Raw genomic sequence first — 12,942 nt, 5'->3', positions numbered from 1 at the left:
ACGTCAGCGGCACGGGCGCAGTATCCTTTTCTTTCAAAAATCAGACGCTACCAAAATCATAGCTATTAGCGCATGATTCACCAGCGCTTGAGGCCTGCTGGGCTTGAAAATGGCCGCAGGAGCCGCTCAGCGCGCGCCATGCGCCATGCGGTAGGCCAGCGGCGTCTGCCCCGTGGCCTGGCGGAACGCGCGGTGCAGTCCGGCCTCGCTGGCAAAGCCCAGGTCTTCGGCAATGCGCTTGAGCGGCAGCGGCGTGTCGCACAGCGCCTCGCTGGCCTGGCGCAGCTTGATGCGGCGCATCCACAGGGCCGCCGTCAGGCCCGTGTGGGCCTGCACCCGCCGCGCCAGTGTGCGGGGCGAGAGGCCCAGCGCCTGGGCCAGCGCCGGCAGCCGCAGATCGGTGGCGGGGCTGCGCTGCACCCACAGCATGGCGCGGCGCAGGTCGGCGTCTGCCAGCGTCATCAGGTCATGCCCGGCAAATGCCGGGTGCGCCGTGCGGGGGCGGGGCAGCATCAGCAGCTCCTGCAGGTCGTTCAATGCCTGGGGCGGCAGGCGGGCCGTCAGCGCGTGCAGCATCAGCGGCAGGTAGCCGTTGGCCCCGGCGGCCGTGGTGGCGGTGGGGCCGGCCACCAGCGGCTCGTCAAAGCGCCAGTCCACCTGCGCAAACTGCTGCTCCAGCGCGGCACGCAACCACCAGGTGGCCGTGGCGCCCTGGCCGCGCAGCCGCCCACTGGCGGCTGCCAGCACCACTCCCGCGCAGTAGCTCCACACCTGGGTGCGCCGGGGCAGCGTGCGCAAGGCCTGCACCGCCGGGGCCAGCTGCTGCAGCGGCGCTTGCAGCTGGTCGGGTGACGAGAGCCACAGGCCCGGCACCAGCACCACATCGGCCTCAGCCTGCTGCAGCGCAACGGTGGGGGCCAGCGCGGGGCCCTGCCAGGTGGGCACGGGCAACCGGTCCACCCCCGCCCAGCAGATGTCCATCACGCTGGCCTGCGCACGCAGGTTGGCGGCGCGTGCCATGTCCGCCGCCGCAAACAGGCCGGCGGGCATGCAGCCCGGGTAGAGCAGTAGTGCCACGCGCAGGGGCGGCTGGGGTGTGGAGGATGGGGAAACCATGGAGGGCACAAAAGCGCAAGAAATTGTCAATCTGCGCCATTTTCGCGGGAGGCCTGCTTTTTAACAATGGCAGCACCTCCTCCCACTGAAAGCCCCCCCATGCTCATCACCCAATTGCGCAACGCCACCGTTCTGCTGGAGTTTCAGCACGCGGGCCGCCCCGTCGGCCTGCTGGTGGACCCCATGCTCGCGCCCCGGGGCAGCCTGCCTGCGCTGCGCTACCTGGGCACCCGTCGCCAGCGCAACCCCCTGGTGGACTTGCCCGCCGAGGCCGACGCGGCGCTGCAGCGCGTGACCCACGCGCTCATCACCCATTGCCAGCGCGGGCACTTTGACCACCTGGACCGCGCGGGCAAGCAGTTTCTGCGCGAGCGCCAGATTCCCGTCTTCTGCATGCCACACGACGCCGCCTACCTGGCGCAGCGCGGCCTGCAGGTACTGCCGCTGGCGGGCGAGGGCCGCCAGCGTTTTGCACTGGGCGGGCACGTCACGCCCGTGGCCTGCACCCACGGCCGGGGCTGGGTGGCGCGCTTCATGGAACACGGCCACGGCTACCTGCTGGAGCTGCCGGGCGAGCCCAGCGTGTACCTGGCGGGCGACACCGTGCTGACGCCCCCGGTGCGCGACTGCCTGCAGCGCCTGCAGCCCGATGTGGCCGTGCTGCCCGCCGGTGGCGCCCGGTTTGACCTGGGCGCCGACATCCTGATGGACGCTGCAGAAGTCGCGCAGGCCGCCGCGCTGACAACCGGCGCGGTGGTCGTCAACCACCTGGAGGCCCTGGACCATTGCCCCACCACCCGCGCCCAGGTGCGCGCCCTGGCGCAGCATGGCGGATGGGCGCACCGCCTGTGGGTGCCTGAGGACGGCGAGTGCCGGCACTACCCCGTGCCCACCGTCAAAAGCGATGCTATGAATTCAGTAGCTGCAGAGGCATGATCGACTAGCGCTACCGCCCGAAAAGGCTGCAAATCACGCCAGCTCGGCCTCCAGCGCCCGCTGGTCCCGCATCAGCGCCACAAAGCGCGCAGCGCCCAGACCCAGTGGGCGCTCCTTGGACCACACCACGTCCACCCACAGCGCGGCGCCGTTGCTCAGGTTCTCGAACGGCATCTCCACCAGCCGCCCCGCCTCGATGCGCGATTGCACCAGCGCGCGCGGCTGCCAGCCCCAGCCCATCCCGGCTTCGATGAGGCCCAGCGCGGCCAGGTGGTTGTCGGTGCGCCAGTGGTGGCGGGCAAACACAAAGCGCGGGTCGGTCTGCGCCAGGTCGCGGCTGGCCACCACGATCTGGCGCGTGGTGGTCAGGTGCTCCTCGCGCAGCATGGCGTCCTCCGGTGGTGCACCACGTGCCTGGGCGGCGGCGCGGGCTGCCACCAGCACCGGGTGCTGCGGCGCCATCACCGCCACCAGGGTTTCGGTGCCCACTTCCTGAAAGCCCTCGCGCCCGTCGATGCTGGGCCGCTCAAACACCAGCGCCAGCTGCGCGCGGCCGCTGTGCAGCAGCGCCAGCGCGTCCACCTGCGGCGCGGCCAGCACCTCGATCTGTAGCAGCGGGTGCTCTTGCGCCAGTGCCGCCAGCGCCTCCGTCCAGCGCGCGGCCAGCAGTTCGGGCGCGATGGCCAGCGTGAGCCGCTCCTCCAGCCCCTGGGTCAGCGCCAGCGCCTGGGCGTTGAGCTGCTGCAACTGCCCCGCCAGCAGCCGGGCCTGGGGCTCCAGCGCGCGGGCGGCGGCGGTGGGGCGGGGCTCGCGGCCGCTGCGGTCAAACAGCTGCACATCCAGTTCGGCCTCCAGGTGGGCAATGGTCATGCTCACGGCCGACGGCACACGCGACAACGCCCGCGCGGCGGCCGAGAACGAGCCGTGGTCGAGCACGGTCAGAAACACCTGCACGCTGTCGGAGTTGAAGGCCATGGTGGTTTGATCTATCAATAAAACTGAAACAAGCTGACTTTATGTGTCAGTTTGGCGAATATAAAGTACAGGCCATGGACAAGACACCGACCCTTTTTGGCCTGCAAGGCGTCAAGCGCCGCCTGATCTATGTGACCCTGTACGAGCTGATCGCCATTGGCGCCGCCACGTTGGGCCTGGCGCTGCTCACGGGCCAGGGCGCTGGGCATTCGAGCGTGGTGGCGGTGGCGGCCTCGGCGATCGCCATCGTCTGGAACATCGTCTTCAACTGGGCGTTCGAGCGCTGGGAGGCGCGCCAGCCCGTGCGCGGGCGCAGCGTGGCGCGGCGCGTGGCACACGCCATCGGGTTCGAGGGCGGCCTGGTCTTCACGCTGGTGCCGCTGTTTGCCTGGTGGTTTGGCGTGAGCCTGTGGCACGCGTTTGTGATGGACCTCGGGCTGATCGTGTTCTTCCTGATCTACACGTTTGTCTTCAACTGGGGTTTTGACCGCCTGTTCGGCCTGCCAGCGTCTGCGAAGGCTTGATGCGAAGCCGCCTGGCGCACCGGGCGCCGGCTTCGCTCAAGGCGCTCGTGTAACCACCAGCACCATGCCCTTAGGTTGGGGACCGGAACCCCGCGCCATGAGCGTCAACGTCCCGTTGTCGTAGTACATCACGCCCGTCCTTGCGCCCATCAAATCCGTGTTCCCATAGCACAGGCCGATGTTGGTGGTGAAGTCAAAGACGTTCTTGCTACCCGCGCGTGGGGTGGCCTTGCCCGTGCCAGTACAACCGATGGTGGCCAGGGTCATGTCCCCCGAGTCGGATACGTGGAGGGACAGCCGCCCCTGGTACCTGCCCGCGATGGCCGCGAGCGACGGGGCCTGGTTCAACGCGCTGGAGTACGCGCCTACGAACGCGCCTTCTTGGAGTTGCATTTGCATGCGGCCGTTCGGGGTGTAGGTGCCGCTGTAGCTGCCTTCCAGGATGTCGGCCTCGATGCCCGTTCCGCTGAGTTTGCCATCAGCCCACGATGTGGCTCCGTGCAGCACGAAGCCCCCCGCCAGCGAGCCGTCGGGGCGGCGGTAGTGGCCCCAGGTATCCCCATCTTCCAACACCAACAGGGTCAGCGTGCGTCCCGTCGGCAACGTACCGGTCCACAGTCCTGTGGGATTCGCCAACGGTTGGGCTGGAGGCGGTGGTGTGGGCGTGGGCCCCGGTGTGATTTCCGATGTGTCGACCGCGACGGCCAGCTCGCCATGGCGCTGGGATACGGGGTCCGGCTCGGGCGTCAACCCCATCAAAATCAGGTGGGTGCCGTCATGCCAAGCCGCCCCCGACATGCGGGGCGACTCGCTCCGGAACAGGGTGGCGTCGGAGCAGCCCTCGCCTGAAAAACTCACTTGCAGGTCAAACACGTTTTTCCCGCTCGTGCGCGGCTTGAGGCTACCGTTGCCCACGCACTTCAGCGCAGGGATGACGCGCAGAGTGCCGGAATCAGAGAGGGTGACGAACCATGGGGACGCAAGTCCCCCTTTGCCGGAGGCCCAGCGACCGCCAGCGAACGCGGGTAGTGATGCGCGCTGGTCATAGCTGCTTACGTAGTGGCCCACAAAGTTGGAAAACCCCAGACGCGCATCGATGCTGTCGCGTGGCGTATAGGTGCCGCTGTAGCTGGTACCGGGTGCTGCGGGCACATCGGAACCGCTGATTTTGCCGTCCACAGAAGACATCGTGCCTCGCAGCGCGGAGAGCGGCGATCCCAAGCCAACGAGGCCCCAGGTATCGCCGTTCTCCAGCACCAACACGCTCGCGGCGGGGCCGGCCAAGCTACCTACGGGCGAAGTGCCCGTCCATATGCCTTCCGCCGTGGTGTGCGTGGGCTGTGGCGGTGCACGGTCGCTGCCTCCGCCGCAAGCGGCCAAAAGCATGGCGCTCGCCAATACTGAGCATGCGGTTGCGCGATTCATAACTATCCCCTGCATAGTTTCTTGAAGGGGACAGTGTAGCCAGCACAGGTCGAATAACCCCGTTGGGTTTGGCGGACCGCCCGATTCCAGGCGACCAGCCCTCGCGGCTGTCCGCGCAAGCCTGCGCTGCCAAGCCGGTAAAATGCAGTCCATCCCAAGGAGCGTTGCAACGGGCCGTTCACCGGCGCGCCAGGCTTGGGATGTTCTCTTTGTGCAACGACGCTCACCTGTTATCTGCCTTTTTGCACAGGTGAGTCCTATGTCTGCGTCTGCCCCGTCCCTGCCCCCCATGAAGCTGTCCGGCCTGGAGCCCGTCTCCATTGGCGAGGGCACGCTGTTCGTCAACATCGGCGAGCGCACCAACGTCACCGGCTCCAAGGCGTTTGCGCGCATGATTTTGAACGGCCAGTACGAAGAAGCCCTGGCCGTGGCGCGCCAGCAGGTGGAAAACGGCGCGCAGGTCATCGATATCAACATGGACGAGGCCATGCTCGACAGCAAGGCCGCCATGGTGCGGTTTCTGCAGCTCATCGCGTCCGAGCCCGACATCGCCCGCGTGCCCATCATGGTCGATAGCTCCAAGTGGGACGTGATCGAAGCGGGCCTGCGCTGCATCCAGGGCAAGGGCATCGTCAACTCCATCAGCATGAAAGAGGGCGTGGAGAAGTTCAAGCACGAGGCGCGCCTCGTGAAGCGCTACGGCGCTGCCGCCGTGGTGATGGCGTTTGACGAAGTGGGCCAGGCCGACACCTACGCCCGCAAGATCGAGATCTGCGAACGCGCCTACCGCGTGCTGGTGGATGAGGTGGGCTTCCCGCCCGAGGACATCATCTTCGACCCCAACATCTTTGCAGTGGCCACCGGCATTGAAGAGCACAACAACTACGCGGTCGATTTCATCGAGGCCACGCGCTGGATCAAGCAGAACCTGCCGGGCGCCAAGGTCTCGGGTGGTGTGTCCAACGTGTCGTTCAGCTTCCGTGGCAACGACCCGGTGCGCGAGGCCATCCATACCGTGTTCCTGTACCACGCCATCAAGGCCGGCATGGACATGGGCATCGTCAACGCCGGCATGGTGGGCGTGTACGACGACCTGGAGCCCGTGCTGCGCGAGCGCGTGGAAGACGTGGTGCTCAACCGCCGCCCCGACGCTGGCGAGCGCCTGGTCGAGATTGCCGAAACCGCCAAGAGCGGCGCCAAGGACGAGAGCAAGAAGCTCGAATGGCGCGGCACGCCCGAACACCCCAAGACGGTGGGCGAGCGCCTGTCGCACGCGTTGGTGCATGGCATCACCGACTTCATCACCGAAGACACCGAAGAGGCTTACCGCGAGATCCTGGCCAAGGGCGGCCGCCCGCTGCATGTCATCGAAGGCCCGCTCATGGACGGCATGAACGTGGTGGGCGACCTGTTCGGCGCGGGCAAGATGTTCCTGCCGCAGGTGGTGAAAAGCGCGCGCGTGATGAAGCAGGCCGTGGCCCACCTGATTCCCTACATCGAGGAAGAAAAGCGCCAGGACGAGCTGGCCGGCCGCGACGTGCGCAGCAAGGGCAAGATCGTCATTGCCACCGTCAAGGGCGACGTGCACGACATCGGCAAGAACATCGTCACCGTCGTGCTCCAGTGCAACAACTTCGAGGTGGTGAACATGGGCGTGATGGTGCCCTGCCACGAGATCCTGGCCAAGGCCAAAGTCGAGGGGGCGGACATCGTGGGCCTGTCGGGCCTCATCACCCCCAGCCTCGAAGAGATGCAATACGTGGCCGGCGAGATGCAGAAAGACGAGCACTTCCGCGTCAAGAAGATCCCGCTGCTGATTGGTGGCGCCACCACCAGCCGCGTGCACACCGCCGTCAAGATCGCGCCGCATTACGAAGGCCCCGTGGTCTACGTGCCCGACGCCTCGCGCAGCGTGAGCGTGGCGCAAAGCCTGCTGGGCGACGGCGTGCAGAGCTACGTGGATGAGCTGAACGCCGACTACGACAAGGTGCGCACCCAGCACGCCAACAAAAAGGCCACACCCCTGTGGCCCCTGGCCAAGATCCGCGCCAACAAGACACCCGTGGACTGGTCGGCCTACCAGCCCGCCGTGCCCCGTGCGCTGGGCCGCCGCGTGTTTAAGAACTTTGACCTGGCCGAGCTGGCCAAGTACATCGACTGGGGCCCGTTCTTCCAGACCTGGGACCTGGCCGGCCCGTACCCCGCCATCCTCACCGACGAGATCGTGGGCGTGGAAGCCACGCGTGTGTTTGCCGATGGGCAGGCCATGCTCAAGAAGATCATCGAAGGCCGGTGGCTCACGGCCAGCGGCGTGATGGCCCTGCTGCCCGCCAACAGCGTGAACGATGACGACATCGAGTTCTATACCGACGACACCCGCACCGAAGTGGCCATGACCTGGTACGGCCTGCGCCAGCAGGCCGAGAAACACACCATCGACGGCGTGACCCGCCCCAGCCGCTGCCTGGCCGACTTTGTGGCCCCTAAGTCCAGCGGCATTGCCGACTACGCCGGTATGTTTGCCGTGACGGCGGGCCTGGGCATTGAGAAAAAAGAAAAGGCTTTCATCGACGCGCTGGACGACTACTCCGCCATCATGTTCAAGAGCCTGGCCGACCGCCTGGCCGAAGCCTTTGCCGAAGCCCTGCACCACCGCGTGCGCACCGACCTGTGGGGTTACGCTGCCGGTGAAGCGCTGAGTAACGACGACATGATTGCCGAGAAGTACCAGGGCATCCGCCCCGCGCCCGGCTACCCCGCCTGCCCGGACCACAGCGCCAAGACCGACCTGTTCCGCGTGCTGCAGGCTGGCGAGATCGGCATGTCGCTCACCGAAAGCCTGGCCATGATGCCCGCCGCCAGCGTGAGCGGCTTCTACATCGGCCACCCCGACAGCGTGTACTTCAACGTCGGCAAGATTGGCGAAGACCAACTGCACGACATGGCCCAGCGCCGGGGCATGGAGGAGAAGGTGCTGGAGCGGCTGCTGGCGCCGAATTTGTAATGCTATGAATTAAATAGCTACTGGCGCTTAATGGACAAGCGCTAGGGGCGCAGTTGGTCACAAATACGAAAGCCCCGCATGCGGGGCTTTCCATTTGGTGCATCTTTCAGCTTGTTAGCGTCCAGAGCGCATATCCCAGTGACCTAAGTGTTTGAGAATCTACCTGAATCCGATACAAACGGCAAACAGGAGAGAGAGGCTCATTCATGCAAAGAGACAACCCCCTGGTCTATCGCTTGGCAATGGACTTGGGCTCCACATCGCTGGGCTGGGCCGTTTTCGATTGGATGCAGAGGGCAGCCCATCAGCCATCATCAAAGCCGGCGCACGCATCTTCAGCGATGGCCGCAACCCCAAGGATGGATCGTCCCTCGCCGTCACCCGTCGGGCCGCACGTGCCATGCGGCGGCGGCGTGACCGGCTGCTTAAGCGCAGGGCCCGCATGCTGGCAGCGCTGGAGCGGAATGGGTTCTTTCCACATGAAGAGTCGGCACGCAAGGCGCTGGAGAAGCTGAATCCGTTTCAACTGCGCGGACAAGGACTGGAAACGCCGCTGAAGCCGGAAGAGTTTGGACGTGCCCTGTTCCACCTCAACCAGCGTCGGGGCTTCCAGAGCAACCGCAAGACCGACCGCAAGGACAGCGACAGCGGTGCGCTCAAGCAGGCTATCGGCACGCTGCGGGCGCAGATGCATGAATCCGGCTGCCGCACGGTGGGCGAATGGTTCTGGAAAGCGCGCATGGAGCAGAAGCCAGAAGGCGTGAAAGGCCAGGGCGTGCGCGCCCGATACCGCGAGACGCCCTTCACCACCGACGAGGGCAAGAAGCGCATCGACAAGCGCTACGACCTGTACGTGGACCGCGCCATGGTGGCGCAGGAGTTCGATGCACTGTGGGCTGCACAGGCGGCCTTCGCCCCCGCGCTGTTTAACGAGGCCGCCCGCGCCGAACTGCGCGACATCCTGCTGCACCAGCGCAAGCTGCGGCCCGTGCAGCCCGGCCGCTGCACGCTGGAGCCCGAGGAGCCGCGCGCCCTGCTGGCGCTTCCGAGCACGCAGCGCTTCCGCATCTACCAGGAAGTGAATCACCTGCGCGTGCTGCATGACGAGTTGCGCGAAGAGGCGCTGACCCTGGCGCAGCGCGACCAGATCGTGGCACTGCTGGAGAAGCAGGCCAAGGTGACTTTCACCGCCATGCGCAAGGCGCTGGGCTTTTCGGCCCTCTTCAACCTGGAAGACGCCAAGCGCGATGGCCTCAAGGGCAATGCCACCGCGGCGGTGCTGGGCAAGAAGGACTTGTTCGGCCCGCTGTGGGCCGGATTCGACACTGCGCTGCAGGACGAGATCGTCACGCAGCTGATGACCGAGGAAAGCGAGCCGCGCCTGATCGCTTGGCTGCAGGAGCGCACAGGCGTGCACGAGGCGCGGGCGCAGGCCATCGCCAATGCCGGCCTGCCGGAAGGCTATGGCAGCCTGGGCCGTACGGCGCTGGCCCGCATTGTTCCGGAGCTGCAGCGCGATGTCATCACCTACGACAAGGCCGTGCAGGCGGCCGGCTTTGCGCATCACAGCGACCTGGGCTTCAGCTTCGAGCACGATGCGGACGAAGTGGAACGCATCGGCGAGCGCACCATTGCCTCCACCGGGGAGATCAAGCCCGTCTTCGCCTTCAAGCAGTTGCCCTACTACGGCCGCGCCTTGCAGCGGCATGTAGCGTTTGCCAAGGACAACCCACGCAACGACGAAGAGCGCTACGGCAAGATCGCCAACCCCACCGTCCACATCGGACTGAACCAGGTGCGCGTGGTGGTCAATGCGCTGATGCGCCGCTATGGCCGGCCGGCCGAAGTGGTGATCGAGCTGGCGCGCGACCTCAAGCAGAGCCGCGAACAGAAGCTGGAAGCGCAGCAGCGGCAGGCGGACAACCAGCAGCGCAACGCGCGCATCCGCCGCTCCATCGCCGAGGTACTGGGCATCAGCGTAGAGCGCGTGCGCACGCTGGACACTCAGAAATGGATCTTGTGGGAAGAGCTGAGCCACGACGCGGCCGACCGCCGCTGCCCCTACAGCGGCGTGCAGATCAGCGCGAGCATGTTGCTGGGCGAGCGCGTGGAGATCGAGCACATCCTTCCGTTCTCGATGACCCTGGACGACAGCCTGAACAACCGCACGGTGGCCCTGCGCGAAGCCAACCGCATCAAGCGCAACCGCACGCCGTGGGAGGCCCGTGCCGACTTCGAGGCCCAGGGCTGGAGCTACCACGGCATCCTGCAGCGCGCCGAGCGCATGCCGCTGCGCAAGCGCTACCGCTTCGCGCCCGACGGCTATGACCGCTGGCTGGGAGAGGACAAGGACTTTCTGGCCCGTGCGCTCAACGACACACGCTACCTCTCGCGCGTGGCCGCTGAATATCTGCGGCTGGTGTGCCCCGGCAGCGCCACCCGCGTGATCCCCGGCCAGATGACGGCGCTGCTGCGCGGCAAGTTCGGCCTGAACGACGTGCTGGGACTGGACGGCGAGAAGAACCGCAACGACCACCGGCATCATGCGGTGGATGCCTGCGTAATCGGCGTGACCGACCAGCGCATGATGCAGCGCTTCGCCCAGGCCAATGCGCAGGCCCGTGAAGATGGTTTGAAACGCCTGGTCGAAGACATGCCGCTGCCCTGGTCAACCTACCGCGCCCATGTGGAACGCGCCGTGCGCCACATCTGGGTGAGCCACAAGCCCGACCACGGCTTCGAAGGCGCCATGATGGAGGAGAGCAGCTACGGCATCCTGCGCGACGGCAGCATCAAGCAGCGCCGCAAGGCCGATGGCAGCGCGGGGCGCGAGATCAGCAACCTGATCCGCATCGCCGAGCCCGGCCAGCCCCAGCGCCATGGCGTCGATGCCGAAGGCCGGCCGCTGCCCTACAAGGGTTATGTGGGGGGCAGCAACTACTGCATCGAGGTCACCGTCAACGACAAGGGCAAGTGGGAAGGGCGGGTGATCTCCACCTTCGATGCGTATCGCATCGTGCGGGAAGGCGGCCTGCGGCAGTTGCGGCATCCGACCCAAGGCCAGAATGGGCAGGCATTGGCCATGCGGCTGGTGATTGGCGATAGCGTGCGGCTGGAAACAGGCGAAGGGAGCTTGCAAACCTTGCGCGTGGCGAAGATGTCTGCAGCGGGGCAGGTCTACATGTCAGAAGTGAATCAAGCCAACGTGGACGCCCGCAACAGAAGCGGCGATTTGCCCTATGTCTCCAAGATGGCGGGCTCTTTCCAGAAAGCCAGAGCCCGCCCAGTCACCATCTCCCCCATTGGCGAACTCCGCGATCCGGGGTTCAAGGGCTGACGCAGCATGGTCGGCCGCATCGTCGAAATCGCGGACGACCGGCGGCACCTCTTCGTGCATCGCGGCTTTCTCGTAGTGCGCGACACCGAGGGCGAGCGCAAGGAACTGGGCCAGATCCCCCTGGACGACATCGCCGCCGTCATCGCCTACGCCCACGGCCTGAGCTACACCAACAACCTGCTGGTGGACCTGGCCGAGCGCGGAGCGCCCTTCGTGCTCTGCGGGGCCAACCACAATGCCGTCGGCATGCTGCTGCCCCTCGACGGCCACCATGTGCAAGCCAAGCGCATCGAAGCGCAATTGGCCGTCGGGCTGCCGTTGCTCAAGCGCCTATGGGCGACAGTGGTCAAGGCCAAGCTGGAACAGCAGGCCGCCGCGCTGGAAGCCGCAGGCGCCGCCACGGCACCGCTGCTGGCTCTGGTGGGCAAGGTGCGCAGCGGCGACCCCGAGAACATCGAAGGGCAGGGCGCCAGGCGCTACTGGAGCCTGCTGTTCGGTGCGGATTTCCGGCGTGACCAGGAGGGCGAAGGATTGAATGCCCTGCTCAACTATGGCTACACCGTGCTGCGCTCCGCAACCGCCCGCGCCGTGGTGGCTGCCTGCCTGCACCCCAGCCTGGGCCTGTATCACAGCAACGATGCCAATCCCATGCGGCTGATAGATGATCTGATGGAGCCCTTCCGGCCAGTGATGGACCTCAAGGTCTGGCAGCTGCACCGCGCGGGCGATGCCCACTTCACGCCCGAAACCAAGCGTGCTCTGGTGCGCGTGCTGTACGACGACATGCAAACCCTGCAGGGCGTGACGCCCGCCATGGTGTGCATGCAGCGCATGGCGATGTCGCTAGCCCAGGTCTATCTGGGGGAGCGGATCCGGCTCGATCTGCCCCTGCCGGGATTGCCGCTCTCACTGGCAGGCAGCTTCGATCCCGATTGAATGCAGCCAACGTACAGGCAGGATTGCAACCATGCTGACGGGGTACCGACTCATGTGGATGGTGGTGATGTTCGACTTGCCAGTAATCACCAAGGCCGAGTGCAAAGCAGCAACGGGCTTTCGCAATGCCTTGCTGGGCGTGGGTTTCCCGATGAGTCAGTTCAGCGTCTATCTGCGCTTCTCCACCAGCCAGGCCAAGGTGGACACGCTCTGCCGGCAGGTGGAGCAGGCCTTGCCGCCTGGCGGCAAAGTGCATATCTTCCAGTTCACCGACAAGCAGTACGAACGCGCCATCTCCTTCCACGGCCGCAGTCGCCAGCCCGCACAAAAAGCGCCCGATCAGTTCGATCTTTTCTAGCCCCACGCCAGTTTTCCTGGACTGCGGAAACGAAAAACCCCTTGACGAATCAAGGGGTTATCGCGATCAGAGTCTAGATCACTGGGATATGCGCACTAGCCGGAACCAGCACGCTGTCTGCCGCCTGGGCGGGTGGGAGTCTAGATCACTGGGATATGCGCACTAGCCGGAACACAAACTAGGAGAAGAGCATGAACCTCGCAAGTCTAGATCACTGGGATATGCGCACTGGCCGGAACCAAGCAAGGAGCAAACCATGACTGAGCCGAAGTCTAGATCGCTGGGATATGCGCACTGGCCGGAACTCTGGGGGAGAGGGGTGGGTGACAAC

The 12,942-nt window shown here is 65.8% G+C and carries 9 protein-coding genes, 1 CRISPR repeat array and 1 riboswitch (1 of these 11 only partly in view); of the genes, 6 read left to right on the top strand and 3 right to left on the bottom strand.

The window, feature by feature from the left end; all coding sequences use genetic code 11:
* Positions 1-126: 126 nt before the first annotated feature.
* Positions 127-1,116 carry a GlxA family transcriptional regulator gene (locus tag DNK89_RS13510; RefSeq protein ID WP_110960523.1) on the bottom strand — a complete coding sequence of 330 codons (990 nt, stop codon included), beginning with the start codon at positions 1,114-1,116 and terminating at the stop codon, positions 127-129.
* A 99-nt stretch (positions 1,117-1,215) separates the two neighbouring features.
* Here DNK89_RS13510 and DNK89_RS13505 point away from each other — a divergent pair, with 99 nt between their 5' ends.
* Positions 1,216-2,052, top strand: coding sequence for an MBL fold metallo-hydrolase (locus DNK89_RS13505; protein ID WP_110960522.1), 837 nt, complete (start codon positions 1,216-1,218; stop codon positions 2,050-2,052).
* Positions 2,053-2,085: 33 nt separating this feature from the next.
* Here the strand turns inward: DNK89_RS13505 and DNK89_RS13500 are convergent, their stop codons facing one another.
* Positions 2,086-3,027, bottom strand: coding sequence for a LysR family transcriptional regulator (locus DNK89_RS13500; RefSeq protein WP_060986161.1), 942 nt, complete (start codon positions 3,025-3,027; stop codon positions 2,086-2,088).
* A 74-nt stretch (positions 3,028-3,101) separates the two neighbouring features.
* On the opposite strand from DNK89_RS13500, the gene DNK89_RS13495 reads away from it, so the two are divergent.
* Positions 3,102-3,551, top strand: a complete 450-nt coding sequence (locus DNK89_RS13495; RefSeq protein WP_110960919.1) for a PACE efflux transporter — start codon at positions 3,102-3,104, stop codon at positions 3,549-3,551.
* A gap of 36 nt (positions 3,552-3,587) precedes the next feature.
* On the opposite strand, the gene DNK89_RS13490 is transcribed toward DNK89_RS13495, so the two are convergent.
* A complete protein-coding gene (locus DNK89_RS13490; RefSeq protein WP_110960521.1) occupies positions 3,588-4,937 on the bottom strand; it encodes a hypothetical protein in 1,350 nt (449 codons plus the stop codon).
* A 189-nt stretch (positions 4,938-5,126) separates the two neighbouring features.
* A riboswitch (S-adenosyl-L-homocysteine riboswitch) is annotated at positions 5,127-5,208 on the top strand.
* A 57-nt stretch (positions 5,209-5,265) separates the two neighbouring features.
* On the opposite strand from DNK89_RS13490, the gene metH reads away from it, so the two are divergent.
* The 4 genes from metH (at position 5,266) to cas2 (ending at position 12,611) form a co-directional block, all read left to right on the top strand.
* Positions 5,266-7,980 carry a methionine synthase gene (gene metH / locus DNK89_RS13485; RefSeq protein ID WP_110960918.1) on the top strand — a complete coding sequence of 905 codons (2,715 nt, stop codon included), beginning with the start codon at positions 5,266-5,268 and terminating at the stop codon, positions 7,978-7,980.
* A 283-nt stretch (positions 7,981-8,263) separates the two neighbouring features.
* Positions 8,264-11,317, top strand: coding sequence for a type II CRISPR RNA-guided endonuclease Cas9 (cas9, locus tag DNK89_RS13480; protein WP_238990811.1), 3,054 nt, complete (start codon positions 8,264-8,266; stop codon positions 11,315-11,317).
* Positions 11,318-11,323: 6 nt separating this feature from the next.
* Complete coding sequence (gene cas1 / locus DNK89_RS13475; RefSeq protein ID WP_110960520.1) at positions 11,324-12,253, top strand: type II CRISPR-associated endonuclease Cas1; 930 nt, start codon at positions 11,324-11,326, stop codon at positions 12,251-12,253.
* 31 nt (positions 12,254-12,284) lie between these two features.
* Positions 12,285-12,611 (top strand): CRISPR-associated endonuclease Cas2, encoded by a 327-nt coding sequence (cas2, locus tag DNK89_RS13470; protein ID WP_203422266.1) that lies wholly within the window; start codon positions 12,285-12,287, stop codon positions 12,609-12,611.
* Between the two features lie 70 nt (positions 12,612-12,681).
* Positions 12,682-12,942: direct repeats of the CRISPR family, unit length 27 nt; unit sequence AGTCTAGATCACTGGGATATGCGCACT (it continues 31 nt past the right edge of the window).

Source organism: Acidovorax sp. ST3 (genome assembly GCF_003231145.1).
Lineage (GTDB): Bacteria > Pseudomonadota > Gammaproteobacteria > Burkholderiales > Burkholderiaceae_C > Acidovorax.
This window is presented reverse-complemented; position numbering and strand designations above follow the sequence as displayed.